Annotated in this window: 19 protein-coding genes, 2 tRNA genes and 1 pseudogene; 20 read left to right on the top strand and 2 right to left on the bottom strand. The window is 51.0% G+C overall.

What is annotated here, in order from left to right:
• Positions 1-4 precede the first annotated feature (4 nt).
• The 15 genes and pseudogenes from CIL02_RS15085 to CIL02_RS15150 all read left to right on the top strand — a co-directional run bounded on the left by CIL02_RS15085 (position 5) and on the right by CIL02_RS15150 (position 13,931).
• Positions 5-907 (top strand): ComEA family DNA-binding protein, encoded by a 903-nt coding sequence (locus CIL02_RS15085; RefSeq protein WP_094402976.1) that lies wholly within the window; start codon positions 5-7, stop codon positions 905-907.
• Positions 908-1,042: 135 nt separating this feature from the next.
• On the top strand, positions 1,043-1,387 hold the full coding sequence (locus tag CIL02_RS16180; protein ID WP_141210269.1) for a hypothetical protein: 345 nt from the start codon (positions 1,043-1,045) through the stop codon (positions 1,385-1,387).
• Positions 1,388-1,527: 140 nt separating this feature from the next.
• Positions 1,528-1,929 carry a hypothetical protein gene (locus CIL02_RS15090; RefSeq protein WP_094402978.1) on the top strand — a complete coding sequence of 134 codons (402 nt, stop codon included), beginning with the start codon at positions 1,528-1,530 and terminating at the stop codon, positions 1,927-1,929.
• A gap of 413 nt (positions 1,930-2,342) precedes the next feature.
• Positions 2,343-3,635, top strand: a complete 1,293-nt coding sequence (locus CIL02_RS15095; RefSeq protein ID WP_094402979.1) for an ATP-binding protein — start codon at positions 2,343-2,345, stop codon at positions 3,633-3,635.
• A 191-nt stretch (positions 3,636-3,826) separates the two neighbouring features.
• Positions 3,827-4,300: an arginine repressor gene (gene argR, locus CIL02_RS15100; RefSeq protein WP_094402981.1), complete on the top strand. Its 474-nt coding sequence runs from the start codon at positions 3,827-3,829 to the stop codon at positions 4,298-4,300.
• A gap of 108 nt (positions 4,301-4,408) precedes the next feature.
• Positions 4,409-5,029, top strand: coding sequence for a GNAT family N-acetyltransferase (locus CIL02_RS15105; protein WP_094402983.1), 621 nt, complete (start codon positions 4,409-4,411; stop codon positions 5,027-5,029).
• Positions 5,030-5,031: 2 nt separating this feature from the next.
• On the top strand, positions 5,032-6,231 hold the full coding sequence (locus tag CIL02_RS15110; RefSeq protein WP_170935125.1) for an argininosuccinate synthase: 1,200 nt from the start codon (positions 5,032-5,034) through the stop codon (positions 6,229-6,231).
• A 75-nt stretch (positions 6,232-6,306) separates the two neighbouring features.
• Positions 6,307-6,501: a PspC domain-containing protein gene (locus CIL02_RS15115; protein ID WP_094402986.1), complete on the top strand. Its 195-nt coding sequence runs from the start codon at positions 6,307-6,309 to the stop codon at positions 6,499-6,501.
• A gap of 10 nt (positions 6,502-6,511) precedes the next feature.
• The gene (gene argC, locus CIL02_RS15120; protein ID WP_094402988.1) at positions 6,512-7,510 is read left to right on the top strand and encodes an N-acetyl-gamma-glutamyl-phosphate reductase; all 999 of its coding nucleotides are present in this window, start codon (positions 6,512-6,514) and stop codon (positions 7,508-7,510) included.
• 79 nt (positions 7,511-7,589) lie between these two features.
• Positions 7,590-8,735 carry an aspartate aminotransferase family protein gene (locus CIL02_RS15125; RefSeq protein ID WP_094402990.1) on the top strand — a complete coding sequence of 382 codons (1,146 nt, stop codon included), beginning with the start codon at positions 7,590-7,592 and terminating at the stop codon, positions 8,733-8,735.
• Between the two features lie 25 nt (positions 8,736-8,760).
• Positions 8,761-9,543, top strand: coding sequence for a pyrroline-5-carboxylate reductase (locus CIL02_RS15130; protein ID WP_094402991.1), 783 nt, complete (start codon positions 8,761-8,763; stop codon positions 9,541-9,543).
• A gap of 53 nt (positions 9,544-9,596) precedes the next feature.
• Complete coding sequence (locus CIL02_RS15135) at positions 9,597-10,151, top strand: cupin domain-containing protein (RefSeq protein ID WP_094402993.1); 555 nt, start codon at positions 9,597-9,599, stop codon at positions 10,149-10,151.
• Between the two features lie 50 nt (positions 10,152-10,201).
• On the top strand, positions 10,202-11,875 hold the full coding sequence (locus CIL02_RS15140) for an AMP-binding protein (protein ID WP_094402995.1): 1,674 nt from the start codon (positions 10,202-10,204) through the stop codon (positions 11,873-11,875).
• Positions 11,872-12,627: pseudogene (gene proB / locus CIL02_RS15145) on the top strand (glutamate 5-kinase); the annotation flags it as partial. The gene CIL02_RS15140 and the pseudogene proB, both read left to right, overlap by 4 nt.
• A 53-nt stretch (positions 12,628-12,680) precedes the next feature.
• Complete coding sequence (locus CIL02_RS15150) at positions 12,681-13,931, top strand: glutamate-5-semialdehyde dehydrogenase (RefSeq protein WP_094402998.1); 1,251 nt, start codon at positions 12,681-12,683, stop codon at positions 13,929-13,931.
• A 72-nt stretch (positions 13,932-14,003) separates the two neighbouring features.
• On the opposite strand, the gene CIL02_RS15155 is transcribed toward CIL02_RS15150, so the two are convergent.
• Positions 14,004-14,076, bottom strand: a tRNA-Pro gene (locus CIL02_RS15155).
• Positions 14,077-14,226: 150 nt separating this feature from the next.
• Here CIL02_RS15155 and CIL02_RS15160 point away from each other — a divergent pair.
• Positions 14,227-14,299: transfer RNA gene (locus tag CIL02_RS15160), tRNA-Phe, on the top strand.
• A 360-nt stretch (positions 14,300-14,659) separates the two neighbouring features.
• Here CIL02_RS15160 and murF read toward each other — a convergent pair.
• Positions 14,660-15,964 (bottom strand): UDP-N-acetylmuramoyl-tripeptide--D-alanyl-D-alanine ligase, encoded by a 1,305-nt coding sequence (gene murF, locus CIL02_RS15165; RefSeq protein WP_094403000.1) that lies wholly within the window; start codon positions 15,962-15,964, stop codon positions 14,660-14,662.
• Between the two features lie 117 nt (positions 15,965-16,081).
• Here murF and folP point away from each other — a divergent pair, with 117 nt between their 5' ends.
• From folP to CIL02_RS15185, 4 genes are all read left to right on the top strand, one after another.
• Positions 16,082-16,927 carry a dihydropteroate synthase gene (gene folP, locus CIL02_RS15170; RefSeq protein ID WP_094403027.1) on the top strand — a complete coding sequence of 282 codons (846 nt, stop codon included), beginning with the start codon at positions 16,082-16,084 and terminating at the stop codon, positions 16,925-16,927.
• Between the two features lie 17 nt (positions 16,928-16,944).
• Positions 16,945-17,718, top strand: coding sequence for a diadenylate cyclase CdaA (gene cdaA / locus CIL02_RS15175; protein WP_094403002.1), 774 nt, complete (start codon positions 16,945-16,947; stop codon positions 17,716-17,718).
• A 113-nt stretch (positions 17,719-17,831) separates the two neighbouring features.
• Positions 17,832-18,842 carry a phosphate acetyltransferase gene (gene pta, locus CIL02_RS15180; protein WP_094403004.1) on the top strand — a complete coding sequence of 337 codons (1,011 nt, stop codon included), beginning with the start codon at positions 17,832-17,834 and terminating at the stop codon, positions 18,840-18,842.
• Between the two features lie 47 nt (positions 18,843-18,889).
• The gene (locus tag CIL02_RS15185) at positions 18,890-20,089 is read left to right on the top strand and encodes an acetate kinase (RefSeq protein ID WP_094403006.1); all 1,200 of its coding nucleotides are present in this window, start codon (positions 18,890-18,892) and stop codon (positions 20,087-20,089) included.
• Positions 20,090-20,119: the final 30 nt, after the last annotated feature.

Genomic DNA, 20,119 nt, shown 5'->3' on the forward strand with positions numbered 1-20,119 from the left:
GATTATGGAATGGAAGGAATTTTTCTATTTCAACAAGTCCGACCGCAAGGTTCTGCTCCTTATAGCGGTATTCTCCATTGGGCTTCTGTTGCTCTCGCTGTTCACAAGCGAAAGTGAGGACTTGGGAAAGGCTGCAGACAGTACGGCTGTTGCTGTCGGCGGTGACTCTCTTACTGGACGGCAGCGTCAGTACGGCAATCCGAACACTCCTTATTATGCTTCAGGCTCTTATAAGCCTGAGCGGTTCCCCTTTGACCCTAATACTGCAGACAGCACCCAGCTGCTACGGCTTGGACTCCAGTCGTGGCAGGTGCGCAACATCTACAAATATCGTGCTGCTGGAGGTGTGTATACCAAGCCAAGCGATTTCGCCCGTCTGTATGGTCTTACGGCGAAACAGTATCGTGAGCTGGAGCCATATATCACCATAAGCTCTGACTACCGTCCGGCTTCTGAGCTTGTGGCAAAGGAGACGCCTATGGAACGTGATACGGTGAGATACCCAGTGAAGATCTCGCCTACGGAGCATGTCGCCCTAAACACTGCTGATACTATGATGCTGCGCAAAGTCCCAGGTATCGGCAGTTACTATGCGCGTCGCATAGTCAGCTACCGTGAGAGGCTCGGAGGGTTCGTTGATGTAGAACAGCTTAGGGAGATAGAGGGCTTCCCGGAGGATGCGATGAAATATTTCCTTATTACCGATGGCAACATACGGAGGCTGAACCTAAACAAACTAACGTTGGCGCAGCTTAAGGCTCATCCGTACATAAACTTCTATCAGGCACGCGACATAGTGGAATACCGTAGACTCAAGGGGCCTCTGCACAGTCTCGACGACCTTCGGCTGCTTGCGAACTTCCCTCCGGAAGTCATCAGGAAGCTCGAACCCTATGTCGAGTTCTGACAAATGACTTTATGCTATGTTTGCATATTTGTTTTTTTATCTGTATCTTTGCAACCGTAAACCACTAATGGTTATCCTTTAAATATGTATATGAGGTGCAGGTTTTACATATTATCTCTGTTGGCGACCGTCATTATGATGACGGTTATGCCTGCTGATGCCCTTGCTTCTTCATATACAGGGCAGGAACATCCCTACGGCCGGGATAGGCTTAGTGATGCCGGGCGTGACAGACGTGATAACGGTGCAGCCGCATTCGACGATGCTGTTATGCCGGCGCGTACTTGTTTGCCGAGGGTAGTAAGGTCTCAGCCCTCTTTTGGCCCTTCGCCTTCTACCGCCCTGTCACGGGGGCACGCCTCTCTTGTCTGCCCGGAAACAGCTATTCCTGCTTTAGTCAACAACTTGGAAAGTGCACCTTTCCGTTCTGCTGTCTCACGCCTCTATTATGTTATTGCGCTGAGACATATCCTCTGTTAGAGTTTTTGCCATACCACATCGTTATTCCGCACCATGACTTAATGGCGCGTGCATCATTATGGAATAAGGGTATAGTCTCTTTACTCCCCTTATCTCCTCTTTACACCCCTTTTTAATCCATTAACTAAACAAACAATATTATGGCAAAAATAAAGAATTTGCACATGGCAGACGCTGTCATCAGCAATAACGACATACGGGTTACATCAACATTTTTCGGATTGGGCGAGAAGGCTACCTATCTGCCCACTGGTAGTAGGATTACCGCCCGTGTTTACGATTACACCGCTTCGGATGGTGAACGAATGGCGAGCTTGCTCTCGAAAAGTATCGATGAAATCGTACAATTTGTGAAGAATGGCAACATCGTTGCTAATGTACCTATAGGAAATGTGAGGGCGGAGACTTGTGTCACGGCAGACAACCAGTTCCTTATGGTTCAGCTCTTGCGTTTCATAGATTTTGATTATAGACCGATGACCGACGTGCAAGTGTTCGTAGGGTCAGACGCAGAGGTTGTAGCCTCATTGTTTGGTGACTAAGTAGGGTGTACAGTTTGATGTACAAAAATCAGTAGCAACGCCCTGAACCAAAGGTCGCCGGCTGCAAGGAAAGGCAAAGGGCAAAAGCGTTATTTGTCCTGCTGTTATCTACGCTTTTGCGCTTACAGCGCGACCATCACCTACATGAAATAGCCCAGGGTGTCGCTACGCTCTACCCTGGGCTATGCGCTTTTGCGCTTACAGCGCGACAGTTACCTGTCCCCTGTACTTCTTGTCCCCTGTACTTCTTGTCCCCTGTACTTCTTAAATACACTTTTAAGGACGAAAAAATGTGTATTGCCGCACTTTTAAGGACGTAAAAGTGTTGGATTGAACATTTTTATGGACGAAAGCAGTGCGTGATTTGATAATTATTTGTATCTTTGTCCCCGAAAATCAAGACATTAGGCAATATGGAAAGAGATGCGTTAAGACAGTTGTATGAATGGAAGGCACGAACCAACCGCAAACCGTTGATTATACGTGGTGCGAGACAGGTGGGTAAGACCTGGCTGATGATGGAATTCGCACGTAAGGCATACGACAAGTGGATATATGTGAACTTCGAGGACGAAGAGATGCTCAAGCATGTGTTTGAGCCAGATTTCGACATACCGAGAATCATCGATGCTCTTAGCCTGCGTTTTCATACTGATATAGATAAAGACACTCTGTTGATATTCGACGAGATACAAGCTGCACCAAGAGGTGTCACGTCGTTGAAATATTTCTGCGAAAAAGCCCCAGAGTATCACGTTGTCACGGCAGGCTCGCTGTTGGGTATATCAATGCATAATGGAGATTCGTTCCCAGTAGGAAAGGTTGATTTCTTGAGTCTCATGCCAATGAGCTTTATGGAGGTTCTGCGGGCTGCAGGAGAGGAACGTCTCGCCAAGCTCATTGTGGAGTCAAAATGGGACTCTATTAGATATGTGAAAGACCGCATAGTCCAACTGCTGCGCTCATATTACTTTGTGGGTGGTATGCCTGAGGCAGTAAAGGCGTACTGTGATGGAATGGGCTTTGATGAAGTAAGGCGCATACAGTCGAATATACTCATGACATACGAGAACGATTTCTCGAAACATGCTCCTGCAAACGAGGTTCCGCGAATTAGGATGGTGTGGCACAGCATAACGAGCCAGCTTGCCAAGGAGAACCGCAAGTTCATCTACGGAGTGTTGCGTCAGGGAGCAAGGGCTAAGGATTTTGAAGTTGCCGTGGAATGGCTTCACGACGCGGGATTGATATACAAGGTTAATCGCACCAAGAGTGGCGAGATGCCGTTGAGCGCATTTGAGGATTTCGGCACATTCAAGTTATTCATGCTCGATGTGGGACTGATGTGCGCAATGAACAAGCTTTCCTCAGATGCCATACTTCTCGGCAATGACGTCTTTTCCACCTATCGTGGTGCGATGACCGAGCAATACGTTTGCCAGCAACTTATCGGTGAGGTTGACTCTATATATTACTGGTCGGCAGACAACTCGCGCGGCGAGATAGACTTTCTCATTCAGAAGGGCGACAAGATAATCCCTATAGAGGTGAAAGCAGAGGAAAATCTCAAGGCCAAGAGTCTTTCCGCCTTTGTAGCCCGCTATCCCTCACTGCATGCCATCCGGCTGTCGATGTCCGACTATCGTGAGCAGGACTGGATGACCAATGTGCCGCTATATGCCGCTTGCAGAATTACAGACAGGTAGATATCGTCCTTTTGCTTACCGGAAATGTTGTTTTCAAGCATTTTGCTGCCACTAATTTTCCTTATGGGGACTAATTGCGGATTTGAGAATACATAAAAAACATTCGCTATACTAACTTTCTGCATAAATTATTTGGCTGTTTGCATAAAACTCCGTACTTTTGCACTTGTAAACGCATAAACATACATCCAATGAAGGTAAAGAACAATAGAATGGAAGCCTTGAAACTGATTATATCAAGCAAGGAGCTTGGCAGTCAGGAAGAGGTGTTGAGAGAATTGGAGAAGGAAGGGTTCAAGCTCACCCAGGCCACCCTAAGCCGTGACCTCAAGCAGCTGAAGGTTGCCAAGGCGGCAAGCATGAACGGCAAATATGTATACGTGCTGCCCAATGAGACTATGTACAAACGTATACACAAGCCACTCTCGGCAACAGAAATGATGCAGATGCCGGGATTTGTGTCGATAAATTTCTCCGGCAACATGGGAGTCATCAAGACCCGGCCCGGCTATGCAAGCTCGATAGCCTACAACATCGACAACAGCAACATCCCCGATATACTCGGCACGATAGCTGGCGACGACACCATTTTCATCGTTATCAAGGAGGGTGTCTCCGAGGGCAGCGTCATAGACGGTCTGAGCAATATCATCGACATTAGATAAGGGACAACAGAACAGCATGCGGCCCACAGGATATTGGGCCAAACAATAAGCACACCATGAATTAATATACATATATTTATATTAAGGTAGATAGGAAACAACTAAGAAATGGAAGAAATCAAAGTGATGGTTGCCGACGCCACCCACGAAAAATATGTCGACACCATACTGCAGACCATAGCAGAGGCTGCAAAGGTCCGTGGTACTGGTATTGCGAAACGGTCGCCCGAATATGTAGCGACAAAGATGAGGGAAGCCAAAGCGGTAATAGCTCTTAGCGGAGAGAAATTTGCAGGCTTCAGCTATATCGAGACATGGGGAAACAAAACATACGTCACTACGTCAGGACTCATCGTACACCCCGACTTCCGCGGTATGGGAGTAGCTAAGAGAATCAAGGACATGACTTTCTCGCTTGCACGCACCCGATGGCCACACGCCAAGATATTCAGCCTGACAAGTGGAGCTGCGGTAATGACAATGAACTCACAGCTGGGCTACCAGCCCGTAACCTTTGCCGACCTTACCGACGATGAGGCCTTCTGGCGTGGTTGCGAGGGATGCATCAATGTCGACGTGCTTCACCGCACAGGCCGGAAATACTGCATCTGCACGGCAATGCTCTACGACCCGGAAGAACATCTGCCTGCAAAAATACCACAGGAGGTAATAAACCGTATACACCAAATAGAAAAACAATCAAATAACGACAACAAAAATACCAAATAAATATGAAGAAGAAAGTAGTGGTAGCCTTTTCTGGCGGATTGGACACCTCTTACACAGTAATGAAACTCAAAGAGGAAGGATACGACGTCTATGCTGCATGTGCCAACACGGGCGGATTTAGCCAGGAGCAGCTCAAGAAGAACGAGGAAAACGCATACAAGCTCGGTGCGGTAAAGTATGTTACCCTCGACGTGACACAGGAATATTACGAGAAGTCGCTGAAATACATGATATTCGGCAACGTGCTTCGCAATAACTGCTATCCTATCTCGGTCAGCTCCGAGCGCATCTTCCAAGCCATTGCCATAGCGCGTTATGCAAATGAGATTGGAGCTGATGCCATTGCCCATGGCTCAACAGGTGCAGGCAACGACCAGATAAGGTTTGACATGACATTCCTCGTGATGGCACCAGGCGTGAAGATCATAACTCTCACCCGTGACCATGCGCTGTCTAGGCAGGAAGAGGTTGACTACCTCAACGCACATGGCTTCTATGCCGACTTCACCAAGCTGAAATACTCGTACAACGTAGGTATATGGGGTACCAGCATCTGCGGAGGAGAACTGCTCGACCCGACACAGGGACTGCCGGAGGAGGCTTACCTGAAGCACGTAACGGCAAAGGATGAGGAGAGCGAGCTGAGGATTACCTTCGAGAAGGGAGAAATCGTGGCTGTCAATGGCGAGCACTATGATGACAAGATAGCTGCCATCCAGAAGATTGAGGAGATTGGTGCAAGCTACGCCATCGGCCGCGACTGCAATGTCGGCGATACTATAATAGGTATAAAGGGCAGGGTAGGCTTTGAGGCTGCCGCGCCAAAGCTCATCATAGAGGCACACCGACTGTTGGAGAAGAGCACTCTCTCCAAGTGGCAGCAGTACTGGAAGGACCAGGTGGCCAACTGGTACGGAATGTTCCTGCACGAGAGCCAGTATCTGGAGCCTGTCATGCCCGATATGGAGGCCATGCTGACCTCATCGCAGCGCAATGTCAACGGAACGGCCATACTGAAGCTGCGCCCATACGGCTTCCAGACGGTTGGCATAGACTCTGCCGACGACCTCACAAAGTCAAAACTTGGCGAGTATGGCGAGATGCAGCACGGCTGGACAGCTGACGATGCGAAAGGCTTCATCAAGGTGTCGAGCACACCGCTGAGGGTGTACTACGGTATGCATCCTGACGAGAAGAGATAAAAATCGCGCGTCTCTGCAACTTTAGGTGGCCTGTCTGCGTCAAATAAGCAGATAACCACTTAAATACATAAGATTATGAATGCAAGAAAAAGACTGCAAAGGTCAGAACACGACAAATGGATAGGAGGCGTATGCGGAGGAATAGCAGAGTATCTTGACTGGGACCCAACCCTGATAAGGCTGGCATGGCTTGTAGCCACCATCTTCAGTGCGGGCTTTCCGGGATTTATTATCTACTTGTTCCTTTGGATATGCATGCCAAAAGGATAAGATTACCAGAATGATAAAGATTGGAATTCTTGGTGCGGCGGGGTATACAGGAGGCGAGCTTATTCGCCTCTTGATACACCACCCCGAGGCACAGATAGTTTTCGCAAACAGCGAAAGCAACGCAGGCAACTATGTTGCCGACATACACGAGGGTCTCTATGGAGACACAGACATGAAGTTCACCGCCGACATGCCATTTGATGATGTCGACGTTATATTCTTCTGCTTCGGTCATGGCAAGAGCGAGGCGTTTATCAGGGAGCATCATATTCCGCAGCATGTAAGGATTATTGACCTTGCACAGGACTTTCGCATTGCGGGCAATGACAGCAATGCCGGTTTTATGACTCCTGCCAACCACGACTTTGTTTACGGACTGCCAGAGATAAACAGGGAGCTTATAGCCAATGCGCGGCATGTGGCCAACCCCGGATGCTTTGCCACGTGCATACAGCTGGGACTGTTGCCTGCCGCCAAGCTGGGACTCATCAACGATGATGTTGCCGTCAATGCCATAACAGGCTCAACAGGTGCGGGACAGAAGCCCGGTGCCACCACACACTTCTCGTGGCGAAACAACAACATGAGCATCTACAAGGCGTTCACCCACCAGCATGTGCCTGAGATAAGGCAAAGCCTACGTCAGGTGCAGGGCTACCTCGATGCCGCCATCGACTTCATCCCTTACCGTGGCGACTTTGCAAGGGGCATCTTCGCTACCGAGGTGGTAAGGACCGACAAGCCGATAGAGGAAATAGTAGAGGGCTACAAGGAGTTCTACAAGGATGCCGCCTTCACTCACTATGTGGACAAGAGCATCGACATGAAGCAGGTGGTGAACACCAACAAGGCTCTTGTCCATTGCGACAAGTTCGGCAATAAGCTGCTCATCACATCGTGCATCGACAACCTGCTGAAGGGGGCTGTGGGACAAGCTGTACAGAATATGAACATCATGTTCGGCATCGATGAGAAATCTGGTCTTAATCTGAAACCGTCAGCGTTTTAAGGGTAATCCAATAAATCTATTGAAAGGGCAAGTCTCCTTATACCATAGGATTCTTCCCTCTTCATTCTTCACATAAATTATGAAACTATTCGACGTATACCCACTATTTGACATAAACATAGTAAAGGGACAAGGCTGCAAGGTATGGGACGACAAAGGCCAGGAATACCTTGACCTGTATGGCGGTCATGCCGTGATAAGCATAGGACACTGCCATCCGCATTATGTGGAGATGATGACCCGGCAACTCAACAGCCTGGGCTTCTACTCCAACTCGGTTATCAACAAGCTGCAGGTGCAGCTGGCAGAAAGGCTTGGCAAGGCAAGCGGATATGAGGACTACCAGTTCTTCCTCATAAACTCTGGTGCTGAGGCAAACGAGAATGCCCTGAAACTGGCTTCATTCACAAACGGACGCACGCGCGTGCTTTCTGCAGAGAAGGCTTTCCATGGTAGGACTTCACTCGCTGTAGAAGCAACAAACAATCCAAAAATCATAGCACCGATAAACGATAACGGCCACGTGACCTATCTGCCCATCAATGATATTGGTGCTTGGGAGAAGGAACTCGCCAAGGGCGATGTGTGCGCCTGCATCATAGAAGCCATACAGGGCGTAGGCGGATGCAATATGATTACTCCGGAGTTTGCCCAGGCTCTCCATGCCGCCTGCAAGAAGTATGGCGCATTCCTCATTTGCGATGAGATACAATGCGGATATGGCCGTAGCGGAAAGTTCTTCGCACACCAGTGGCTGGGCATCCGTCCCGACCTCATAACGGTGGCCAAGGGTATAGGCTGCGGCTTCCCTATGGGCGGCGTGCTGATATCGCCGGATTTCAAGCCTGTATATGGGCAACTCGGTACAACCTTCGGTGGCAATCACCTCGCTTGTACGGCAGCACTTGCCGTGCTCGATGTCTTCGAAAGCGAGCATCTTGTAGAGAATGCCCATGAGACGGGCGAGTATCTCATATCCCGACTCAAGGAACTGCAGAAGCAGAACAGCCATATCACCGAGGTGAGAGGCCGCGGACTGATGGTAGGCGTGGTACTCGACATACCGCACAAGGAAGTCAGAAGGAAACTTATCTTCGAAGAACATTGCTTCACCGGGTGCGCTGGCACGAATGTCCTCCGGTTGCTCCCGCCGCTCTGCATGACTAAGGAGATGGTGGACGCCTTCATAGACAAGTTCACCAGAGCTCTGCAGGACATAGAATAACAAACATCACAAACAACATATCATCATGAAAATAGCCATTATCGGTGCCGGTGCCATGGGTGGTGCCATAGCAGAAGGTATACTTAAACTAGACGGCTTCAATGCTGCCGACCTTACAGTCAGCGACCACAACAGGCCTGTACTCAACCATTTCGCCTCTCTTGGTGCAAATGCCATTGCGGACAACAATGAGGCGGTAAAGGATGCCGACATAGTCTGCGTGGTGGTAAAGCCATGGCACGTGGAGAAAACCCTAAGAGGCATCAAGGAGTCGCTCGACTACCACCGCCAGACGTTAGTTGTGGTGGCAGCGGGGGTAAGCTCCGCCAATATCCTGTCATGGACGGAGAAGGACGGGGCCGTGCCACAGCTCGTGCTCGCCATGCCCAACATCGCCATCGAATACAAGGCGTCAATGACATATATCACACCAGTGAATACCGACGAGAAGACCACAGACATCATCGAGGGGCTGTTCAACTCGCTGGGCGAGACCGTCTCCATAGACGAGGACCACTATCCCGCCGCCACAGCACTGTCGTGCTCTATAGCCTTTGCCATGAGGTATGCAAGGGCAAGCATAGAGGGTGCCGTAGAACTGGGATTTAAGGCTAAGGCTGCGCAGAAGATTGTCTTGCAGACCATGAAGGGGGCTGTGGAGCTGTTGCAGGCTACTGGCGAGCATCCGGAAAGTGCCATAGACAAGGTGACGACACCGGGCGGACTTACCATCAGGGGACTGAACGAAATGGAGCACAACGGATTTACTTCGGCTGTGATAAAGGGAATAAAAGCCTCGAAAGTATAGATATATGCGAAAAATGTTATACTTTTGCACCAAACAATAATTATCACAACATTATGGAAGATACTATCAAACTAATAGGCGAACGCCTTAAAGGACTGAGGGACGTTCTCGACCTCTCTGTTGAGGAGATGGCAGAAACCTGTGCTATCACTAATGACGAATATGTTGCCATGGAAAATGGCGAGAGCGAGCTGCATGTCAGCAACCTGCAGAAGATTGCCAAGAAATATGGCATCTCCCTCGACGTGCTGATGTTCGGCGAGGAGCCACACATGAGCTCTTATTTCCTTACCCGTAAGGGACAGGGACTGAGTGTCGAGCGCCGCAAGGCCTACCACTACGAGTCGTTGGCCAGCGGCTTCAGGGGAAGAAAGGCCGACCCGTTCATCGTTACCGTAGAGCCAAAGCCTGCCGATGCTCCTGCTGAAAGGAACACGCATGCCGGTCAGGAGTTCAATATGGTATTGGAAGGCGAGATGGAGCTGACCATAGGCAAGAAGACGCTGGTGCTACACGAGGGTGACAGCATCATCTTCGATGCCACTCAGCCCCATGGCATGAGGACTATTGGTGAGCAGAAAGTGAAATTCTTGGCAATAATATTTTAGTTGACAAGCAAAAAGACTGATTACTTGCCGACTATAAAAAAGCAAAAACTATGATTGAGAGATTCTTGGCACAGACACAGTTCTCATCGGAAGAGGACTTCAAGCAGAACCTGCAATTCAAGATAAAAGAGAACTTCAACTTTGCCTACGACGTCATGGACGCATGGGCAGAGGAGGCACCAGGCAAGCTCGCCCTGCTGTGGACGAGCGAGAGAGGTGAGGAGAAACGCTTCACGTTCCAGGACTTAAAGGAGCAGACCGACCAGGCTGCAAGCTATTTCCAAAGTCTCGGCATAGGCCGCGGCGATATGGTGATGCTCATCCTCAAGCGCCACTACCAGTGGTGGCTATCCATGCTTGCGCTATGCAAGATTGGAGCCGTGGCTATACCTGCTACGCACATGCTTACCAAGCACGACATCGTCTACCGCAACAACCGCGCAAGCGTCAAGGCTATAGTGAGCGTCAACGATGAATATGTTACCTCGCAGATACTCGCTGCCATGGACGAGAGCCCAACAGTGAAGGTGCTCGTGGCAGTAAACTCCGACACTGAGGCCGGGAAACCCGTTGCTGCGGGCTTCCATAACTGGAACGCTGAGTGGCAACAGGCTCCGCGGTATGAACGCCCAGCTAATGTCAATACCAATGAGGACACCATGCTGATGTATTTCACCAGCGGAACAAGCGGCGAGCCGAAGATGGTTGCACACGACCATCTGTATGCCCTTGGCCATCTCACTACTGGCGTATACTGGCACAACCTCAGCGCTGACAGCATCCATCTGACCGTTGCCGACACTGGCTGGGGCAAGGCTGTATGGGGCAAGCTCTACGGACAGTGGTTTGCGGGAGCAACGGTATTCGTATACGACCACGAGAAGTTTACAGCGGAGAAGATTATGCGCGCCATTGAGAAATACCATATCACCTCGTTCTGCGCACCTCCCACCATCTACCGTTTCATGATACAGGAGGATTTCTCCAAGTACGACCTCTCGTCACTCCGCTATTGCACCACAGCCGGTGAGGCACTGGAGCCTGCCGTATATCAGAAGTTCCTTGAGCTGACGGGCATAAGCCTCATGGAGGGCTTCGGACAGACCGAGACTACCATGACCCTTGGCACCTTCCCTTGGAACACACCGAAGCCAGGTAGCATGGGCAAGCCAAACCCGCAGTACGACATACGCCTGCTCAAGTCCGACGGCTCAGAGTGTGAGGACGGTGAGAAGGGCGAGATTTGCGTCAGGGTCGGCGACTGCAAGCCTTACGGACTGTTCAAATACTACTACCGTGACGAAGAGATGACCAAGCAGGTGTGGCACGATGGCCTGTATCATACGGGCGATATGGCATGGCGCGACGAGGACGGCTACTACTGGTTTGTAGGCCGTATCGACGATGTCATCAAGTCGAGCGGATACCGCATAGGTCCGTTTGAGGTGGAGAGCGCGCTCATCTCCCATCCTGCTGTAGTGGAATGTGCCATCACGGGCGTGCCCGATGAAATCAGGGGAATGGTGGTAAAGGCTACCGTAGTGCTGCACAAGGACTGGAAGGAAAAGGCCGGCGAGGCTCTCGTGAAGGAGCTGCAGGCTCATGTGAAGCACGAGACCGCACCATACAAATATCCGCGTATCATCGAGTTTGTTGACGAGCTTCCAAAGACCATCAGCGGAAAGATACGCAGGGTTGAGATCAGGGAAAAGGACAAGAAATGAGAATAGTAATAAAAGTGGGCAGCAACGTGCTGACACGAGACAACGGCAAGCTGGATGTCACGAGAGTGTCGGCAATAGTCGACCAGGTGGCATGGCTGAAGGGACAGGGACACGATGTGGTCCTTGTCTCATCGGGTGCCGTGGCGTGCGGACGCAGGGAGCTAAAGGTTGACCACGACCTTGACTCCGTAGAGCAGAGGCAGCTGTTCTCAGCATTGGGACAGGTGAAGCTTATCGGACTCTACTACGACCTGTTCCGTGAGCACAACCTGCATGTCGGGCAGGTGCTGACCATGAAGGAGAACTTTGAGCAGGGTGAGCAGTATGACAACCAGAAGGCATGTATGACCGTGATGCTCGAGAATGGGGTAGTGCCGATAGTCAACGAGAACGATACGGTGTGTGTCACCGAGCTGATGTTCACCGACAATGATGAGCTGTCAGGGCTTATCGCCATGATGCTTCACGCCGACATGCTGGTACTGCTGAGCAACATCGACGGCATATATACCGGCAATCCCTGTGACCCGCAAAGTACGCTTGTCCGTAAAGTGGAGGCCAGCACCGACCTGTCGCAATACATCCAGGCATCAAAAAGCTCCTTGGGACGCGGCGGCATGGTGTCGAAGTATTCTACTGCCCGAAGGGTGCAGCATAGTGGAATAAAGGTCATTATTGCCAACGGCAAGCGCGATGACATCCTCATAGACCTTATCACAAGGCCGGAGGAGACCAGGCACACGGAATTCCAGGCATGATGGCAGAGTGGGCAGGCAATTAATAGAATACACCTTATTATATATTTATGGTACTTACAGAGACATTCACGAAGGTGAAGTCGGCAAGCCGGAAACTGGCCTTGCTGACCGATGATAAGAGAAACACCATACTGATGGCGGTAGCCGATGCTATAATAGCCAACAGCGACACGCTGCTGCAGGCCAATGCCGAAGATCTGGCAAGGATGGACAGCAACAGCCCTCTCTACGACCGTCTGATGCTTACCGAACAGAGACTCATGGGAATAGCCGACGACATGCGGCATGTTGCCACGCTACCCTCGCCCCTTGGCATGGAGACAAAGCACAAGACGCTCGACAACGGCTTGAGGCTGAAGCGCGTAAGCGTACCCTTTGGCGTTATCGGCGTCATCTACGAGGCACGCCCCAACGTCACCTTCGACGTGTTCTCGCTCTGCCTGAAGAGCGGCAATGCCTGCATACTGAAAGGTGGAAAGGATGCTGACAGCTCGTGCCGTGCCGCGATAAGCCTCATTCATGCCGTGCTTGAGGAACACGGCGTGGACACCGCCGTTGCCACACTCCTTCCTGCCACCCACGAGGCTACGGCAGAGATGCTCAACGCCGTGGGATTTATTGATGTGTGCATACCACGTGGTGGCAGAAAGCTTATTGATTTCGTCCGCAACACCGCCAAGGTGCCTGTCATAGAGACTGGTGCGGGAGTGGTGAATACCTATCTCGACAAGGATGCCGACATCGCAATGGCGGCCCGTATCGTAGAGAATGGCAAGACCAGACGGTGCAGCGTATGCAATGCCCTCGACTGCCTGATAGTGCATGCCGACAGATTGCCAGACCTTCCGGCCGTATGCTCGCCATTGGCGCGTCACGAAGTGATGGTATATGCCGACCCGAGGGCATACCAGGCTCTTGCAGGAAGCTATCCCTCTGAATTGCTCCAACCTGCCACAGATGACAGCTTCGGCACGGAATTCATGGCAATGAAGATAGCGATACGTACAGTAGATACCATTGACGAGGCTCTGGACCATATACAGCTCTACGGCTCCGGGCATAGCGAGGCAATAATAACATCCGACGAGACGGCGGCACACCTGTTCCAGCAATCGGTTGATGCCGCATGCGTATACTGGAACGCACCAACCAGCTTCACCGACGGCGCACAGTTCGGACTTGGCGCTGAAATAGGCATTAGCACACAGAAGCTCGGACCGCGAGGCCCCATGGCATTGGAGGAAATGACAACATACAAATGGATAATTGAGGGAGAGGGACAGGTTAGGGATAGGTAGCTGTCTCTACTGTATAACGGGAGCAAAAGATAAAGCGCAGACAAGTGTTGAACCTGTCTGCGCTTTGTGCTGTCGGGATGAGGCGACTCGAACGCCCGACCCCTACGTCCCGAACGTAGTGCGCTACCAACTGCGCTACATCCCGTTTGCGGGTGCAAAGGTACAGCTAATTTTTCAATTATTAGCATTTTTCTTCAAAAAAATTTGCGGGAACAGATAAAAAAGACTATCTTTGCACTCGCTTTTACAGAAGACGGGGCTGCAGCTCCTGTCGTGTAAGGCAAAAAGATATGATGGTGCCATAGCTCAGTTGGTAGAGCAAAGGACTGAAAATCCTTGTGTCCCCGGTTCGATTCCTGGTGGCACCACTTAAAATGATAGAGAGTTACAGCAATGTAACTCTTTTTTTTGTCTGTTTGACAAGCCTCTTTTCACGCAATGCTTTGCGAGGGCAGATGCAAAGCTTTGCGTAGGCACTTGCAAAGCTTTGCGTGGACGGTTGCAAAGCTTTGCGTTGGCACATGCAATGCTTTGCGTGGACGGTTGCAATGCTTTGCGTCTGGGATGGGAAAAACAGGCTGACTGAAATCGTCGATTTCTGGTGACACCAAAAATGAAAATGGAAGAATGACGAGTGAAGAGTGAAGAATCCAATGGCTTTGTGATATAAAAGGCTGCAATAAGCCATTACCGTTGGATTATTCACTTTTCATTCTTTCCTTTTCACTTTACAGCATCTCTGGCAGTTGGAACAGCTTTGTGCCGTTGCTGCCCTTGATAAGTATGCAGCACCCGGAGGGACGGCAGGCTGATATGGCTGCCTTGACCTCTTCTACATCCTTGAATTTCCTGTAAGGACATGATGTCTTGGCAAACTCGCTGCCTACGAGCCATACGTCCTTGATGTCTGTAGTGCCGATGAAATCAGTGATTTTCTGATGCTCCTCGTCGCTGACGTCGCCCAGCTCCCTCATGTCTCCGAGGATTACCATCTTGTTGCTGGCATCCATGATGCTGAAGTTTTGCAGTGCTGCCATCATGCTTGAGGGGTTGGCGTTGTATGCGTCTACTATGAGTTTGTTGTGCGCCGTCTCCTCAAACTGCGAGCGGTTGTTGCTTGGGATGTAGCTTTCGAGGGCATGGCATATCTGTTCTGGCGTGACACCGAAATGCAGGCCGATGGTGATGGCGGCAAGCATGTTGTCGATGTTGTATGCGCCGATGAGATGGGACGATATCTCTCTTGGTGCGATGTTGTTGGTCCAGAAGCGGAAGGCGAGGAAAGGCGAGCAGCCTGTAACCTCTCCCTGCACCGTTGCCTCGGTATGTTGTCCGTAGGTGATGGCTCTTGATATGTTGCGGTCGGCAGCCATCTGTACCAGATGCTCGTTGTCGGAGTTGAGAAACAGGAGGCCATCGTGTGCTGCGAGGAAATCGTACAGCTCGCCTTTAGTCTGCTTTACCCCCTCGAAAGAGCCGAAGCCCTGCAGGTGTGCCCGTCCGACATTTGTTATCATGCCGCATGTGGGCTCTGCGTAGTTGACGAGTTTCTCGATGTCGCCGGGATGGCTTGCACCCATCTCTACGACAGCTATGTCGTGGCAGGCATCCATGCGCAAAAGCGTTTTGGGTACTCCCACGTCGTTGTTGAAGTTGCCCTGAGTGTACATTACGCTGTACTTTTCTGACAGCACCGCTGCCACCAGTTCCTTTGTTGTGGTCTTACCGTTGGTTCCTGTGATGCCGATGACAGGTATGCTGAACTGACGTCTGTGCTCCCTTGCCATCTCCTTGAATGCCGTGAGCACGTCATCAACGAGTATGAACCTTGGGTCGGAGCAGTCGGCGTATTCTGCTTCGTCAACAACGGCGTATGCGCATCCCTTGTCGAGTGCAGCCTTGGCAAACCTGTTCCCGTCGAACGACTCGCCTTTCAGTGCAAAAAAGATAGAACCGGCCGGGCAGTCGCGGGAGTCGGTTGTTGCTTGCCTGCCTGTCTGCAGGTAGAGCCTGTATAGTTCTGCTATGTCCATGATAATGATAGTATGTCGATGCAAAATTATATAAATTTGCCGATATATTTTATTCTTATGAGGAAAAACTTGGAAAACATTGTTTTCTTTCGTGGAAAGTTAGTAAATTTGCAGGGTATGATTAAACCTGTTGAATATACTATTAACGTTAGAGGCCGCCTTGTGGACTTGTCGCAGCCAAAGGTTATGGGCATCCTCAATGTCACCCCAGACTCATTCTACTCAGGCAGCCGCAAGCAAACCGAGCAGGAGATAGCCGCGAGGGCCAACCAGATAGTGGAGGAGGGCGGAGCCTTCATAGATGTCGGTGCGTTCTCCACACGGCCGGGTGCTACTGAAGTCGACGAGGCTGAGGAAGCCCGAAGGCTTAAGTGGGCGCTTGGCATTGTTCGTCGCGAGCAGCCCGACGTTCCGCTGTCGGTAGATACCTATAGGCCATCTGTTGCCCGCAGGTGTATAGAAGAGTGGGGGGCTGACATCATAAACGATGTCTCGGAGGGTGGCCTGACAGGTATCGTCAACACTCCCATCCATGAGAGCGGCAGCATGTTTGAGCTGGTTGGTGAGCTGAGGGTGCCATATATCCTCATGTCGGTGAAGCCAACACTCCGCGAGATGCTTCTGGCCTTTGCCTCAGAGGTGCAGCAGCTACGTGACCTTGGCGCAAAGGACATTATCCTGGACCCGGGGTACGGCTTTGGCAAGACGCTTGAGCAGAACTACCAGATAATGGCAGAGGCTGAGCGGCTGCTGGTGCTGGAGCTGCCCGTGCTGGCAGGCATATCGCGGAAATCGATGATATACAAGCTGACTGGTGGTACGCCAGAGACCTCGCTCTGTGGCACCGTCGCCCTTAATACCGTCTCGCTGATGAAGGGAGCGGGCATCCTTCGCGTACACGATGTGAAGGAGGCTGTCGACACGGTACGAATGGTTAGTATGATGTCAGCTTCAGGGCAATAACCTTAATCTCACAGACAATGTTCTTTGATTTTGGAGTAAAAGACATAGTGGACATAGTGCTGGTGGCACTGATGCTCTATTACATCTACCGGCTCATGAAGGAGAGCCGGTCGCTGAATGTTTTCATCGGCATCATCGTGTTTGTGGTGATATGGCTTTTTGTAAGTCAGGTCATCGAGATGCGGCTGTTGGGCAGTATCATGGACAAGCTGGTGTCCGTGGGAGTGGTCGGCCTGATAGTGCTCTTTCAGGAGGAGATACGCAAATTCCTTTATTCGTTGGGCACTCACCAGCGTATGCGCGGGCTGTTCAAGTTCTTCTCTGGCAAGAAGACTGCCGAGATAGAGGAGGACAAGGAGACGATAATGCCCATCGTTATGGCATGCATGGATATGTCCAAGGGCAAGGTCGGTGCGCTGATAGTAATCGAGCGTGCAATTCCCCTCGACGATATTGCGAATACCGGCGACGAGATTGACTCGCGCATCAACCAGAGACTCATAGAGAACATATTCTTCAAGAACTCGCCGCTGCACGACGGAGCAATGGTGATATCGAAGAAGAGGATAAGGGCCGCGGGGTGCATACTGCCCGTGTCGCACAGTCTTGACATACCTAAGGAGCTGGGACTGCGTCACAGGGCTGCCATGGGTATCTCGCAGGACTCGGATGCCATTGCCATAGTGGTGAGCGAGGAGACGGGACGCATCAGCGTTGCCATCAAGGGAGAGTTCCGCCTGCGCCTGTCGGCAGAAGAGTTGGAGAGTGTGCTGGCAAGAGAGATGGCGTAACAAAAAGATAAGCAATCGCTTTGCCGTTCGCTGATTTTGGTGTACCTTTGCATGCAAGGAATGGATATGAGAATAACGAAGATATACAATTAACATTCTACATATACAAAACTATGGATTTATTACAACAGATTGTTGCGCGCGCAAAATCAAACAAGCAGCGCATCGTACTCCCAGAGGCTACTGAGGAGCGTACTTTGAAGGCCGCCGACCAAGTTTTGGCTGACGACATTGCGGACATCATTCTCATTGGCAACCCCGAAGAGATCAACAACCTCGCCGCAGGCTGGGGTTTGCAGAACATCGGCAAGGCTACCATCATCGACCCGCTCAACAACCCGAAGAGCGAAGAGTATGCTGCTTTGCTTGCCGAGCTGCGCAAGAAGAAGGGTATGACCATAGAGCAGGCACGCGAGTTGGTGAAGAACCCTCTCTACCTTGGCTGCATGATTATCAAGACCGAGGGTGCCGACGGCCAGATTTCCGGTGCTCTCAGCACCACTGGTGACACTCTGCGTCCAGCATTACAGATTATCAAGTGCGCTCCCGGCATTACATGCGTAAGTGGCGGCATGCTGCTTATCTCAAAGGAAAAACAGTATGGTGAGGACGGTGTGCTCGTTGTTGGTGACGTTGCCGTTACCCCGATGCCTGATGCCAACCAGCTTGCCCAGATAGCAGTCTGCACGGCACAGACCGCAAAGAGTGTTGCCGGATTTGCTGACCCAAGGGTTGCCATGCTGAGCTTCTCCACCAAGGGCAGCGCCAAGCATGAGGTGGTGGACAAGGTTGTTGAGGCCACACGTCTCGCCCACGAGCTTGCCCCAGAGCTTAAGGTTGATGGCGAGCTACAGGCAGATGCTGCCCTCGTACCGTCTGTAGGTGCCAAGAAAGCACCGGGCAGCGACATTGCCGGAAAAGCCAATGTGCTCGTGTTCCCATGCCTTGAGGTAGGAAACATCGCATACAAGCTGGTACAGCGCCTTGGCGACGCTATTGCCATAGGCCCGATCCTCCAGGGTATAGCACGCCCGGTAAACGACCTTAGCCGCGGCTGCTCTGTAGAGGACATATATTATATGGTAGCGATAACCGCCTGCCAGGCAATGGACGCAAAAGCATGACAAATGCTCTTACAGCATAAGTCTAAATTAAAATAATATACAAAACTATGAAGATATTAGTATTGAACTGCGGTAGTTCATCTATCAAGTACAAGCTTTACAACATGGACGATGAGTCCGTTCTGGCACAGGGTGGTGTTGAGCGTATCGGACTCGATGAGGCATTCATAAAGATTACTATGCCTAATGGAGAGAAGAAGATTATCATGCACGACATGCCCGACCACAAGGAAGGCGTCAACTTCGTGTTCAAGTGCCTGCTCGACTCTGAGTTCGGAGCATTGAAGAGCCTCGACGAGATAGATGCCGTTGGCCATCGTGTAGTGCAGGGTGGTGACCTCTTCGAGAAGAGCTGCATCGTGACAAAGGAAGTTGAGGACGGTATCGAGAGCCTTTGCGACCTTGCTCCTGTACACAATGCCGGACACCTGCGTGGCATACGCGCCGTTAATGCCCTGATGCCGCATGTGCCACAGGTAACAGTATTCGACAATGCTTTCCACAGCACAATGCCCGACTATGCATACCTCTATGCCATACCTTACGAGCTGTACAAGAAGTATCATGTTCGCCGCTATGGTTTCCATGGCACCTCACACCGCTATGTGTCACAGCGTGTCTGCGAGTTCCTCGGTGTGGATATCAAGACACAGAAGATTATCACCTGCCACGTAGGCAATGGTGCGTCAATAGCTGCCGTGAAGTACGGCAAGGTTATCGACACTTCCATGGGACTCACTCCGCTTGCCGGACTCATGATGGGTAGCCGTAGTGGTGACATAGACCCAAGTGCCGTGACATATCTTATGGAGAAGCTTGGCAAGACTCCGCATGAGATGGCTGAGTTCCTCAACAAGGAGAGCGGTGTACTTGGCATCTCCGGGCTGTCAAGCGACATGCGTGAGATAGAGAAGGCTGACAGCGAGGGCAATGAGCGTGCTCACCTCGCACTCCAGATGTATAACTACCGCATAAAGAAATATATCGGTGAGTATGCCGCCGCCATGGGTGGTGTTGACATCATCGTGTGGACAGCCGGAGTAGGTGAGAACCAGGAAGATGTACGCTGGGATTCTTGCCAGGGTCTTGAATTCCTTGGCATCAAGATGGACAAGGAAGCAAACCACTGCCGTGGCGTAGAGCGTGTCATCTCAGCTCCCGACTCAAAGGTAAAGGTTTGCCTCATTCCTACCGACGAGGAGATTGTTATCGCACGCGATACCATGGAACTTGTGGCAAAGAAGTAGTCCTGCGGCGAATTCTGAATTACGGGTTAC

This window comes from Prevotella sp. P3-122 (genome assembly GCF_002251365.1).
GTDB lineage: Bacteria > Bacteroidota > Bacteroidia > Bacteroidales > Bacteroidaceae > Prevotella.

Coding starts and splice junctions, on each gene's coding strand:
- CIL02_RS15085 (WP_094402976.1), top strand. CDS start 5: ATGGAATGGAAGGAATTTTTCTATTTCAACAAGTCCGACCGCAAGGTT.
- CIL02_RS15110 (WP_170935125.1), top strand. CDS start 5,032: ATGAAGAAGAAAGTAGTGGTAGCCTTTTCTGGCGGATTGGACACCTCT.
- CIL02_RS15185 (WP_094403006.1), top strand. CDS start 18,890: ATGAAGATATTAGTATTGAACTGCGGTAGTTCATCTATCAAGTACAAG.
- CIL02_RS15135 (WP_094402993.1), top strand. CDS start 9,597: ATGGAAGATACTATCAAACTAATAGGCGAACGCCTTAAAGGACTGAGG.
- murF (WP_094403000.1), bottom strand. CDS start 15,964: ATGGACATAGCAGAACTATACAGGCTCTACCTGCAGACAGGCAGGCAA.
- CIL02_RS16180 (WP_141210269.1), top strand. CDS start 1,043: ATGATGACGGTTATGCCTGCTGATGCCCTTGCTTCTTCATATACAGGG.
- CIL02_RS15140 (WP_094402995.1), top strand. CDS start 10,202: ATGATTGAGAGATTCTTGGCACAGACACAGTTCTCATCGGAAGAGGAC.
- argC (WP_094402988.1), top strand. CDS start 6,512: ATGATAAAGATTGGAATTCTTGGTGCGGCGGGGTATACAGGAGGCGAG.
- folP (WP_094403027.1), top strand. CDS start 16,082: ATGATTAAACCTGTTGAATATACTATTAACGTTAGAGGCCGCCTTGTG.
- CIL02_RS15125 (WP_094402990.1), top strand. CDS start 7,590: ATGAAACTATTCGACGTATACCCACTATTTGACATAAACATAGTAAAG.
- CIL02_RS15105 (WP_094402983.1), top strand. CDS start 4,409: ATGGAAGAAATCAAAGTGATGGTTGCCGACGCCACCCACGAAAAATAT.
- cdaA (WP_094403002.1), top strand. CDS start 16,945: ATGTTCTTTGATTTTGGAGTAAAAGACATAGTGGACATAGTGCTGGTG.
- argR (WP_094402981.1), top strand. CDS start 3,827: ATGAAGGTAAAGAACAATAGAATGGAAGCCTTGAAACTGATTATATCA.
- CIL02_RS15095 (WP_094402979.1), top strand. CDS start 2,343: ATGGAAAGAGATGCGTTAAGACAGTTGTATGAATGGAAGGCACGAACC.
- pta (WP_094403004.1), top strand. CDS start 17,832: ATGGATTTATTACAACAGATTGTTGCGCGCGCAAAATCAAACAAGCAG.
- CIL02_RS15090 (WP_094402978.1), top strand. CDS start 1,528: ATGGCAAAAATAAAGAATTTGCACATGGCAGACGCTGTCATCAGCAAT.
- CIL02_RS15130 (WP_094402991.1), top strand. CDS start 8,761: ATGAAAATAGCCATTATCGGTGCCGGTGCCATGGGTGGTGCCATAGCA.
- CIL02_RS15150 (WP_094402998.1), top strand. CDS start 12,681: ATGGTACTTACAGAGACATTCACGAAGGTGAAGTCGGCAAGCCGGAAA.
- CIL02_RS15115 (WP_094402986.1), top strand. CDS start 6,307: ATGAATGCAAGAAAAAGACTGCAAAGGTCAGAACACGACAAATGGATA.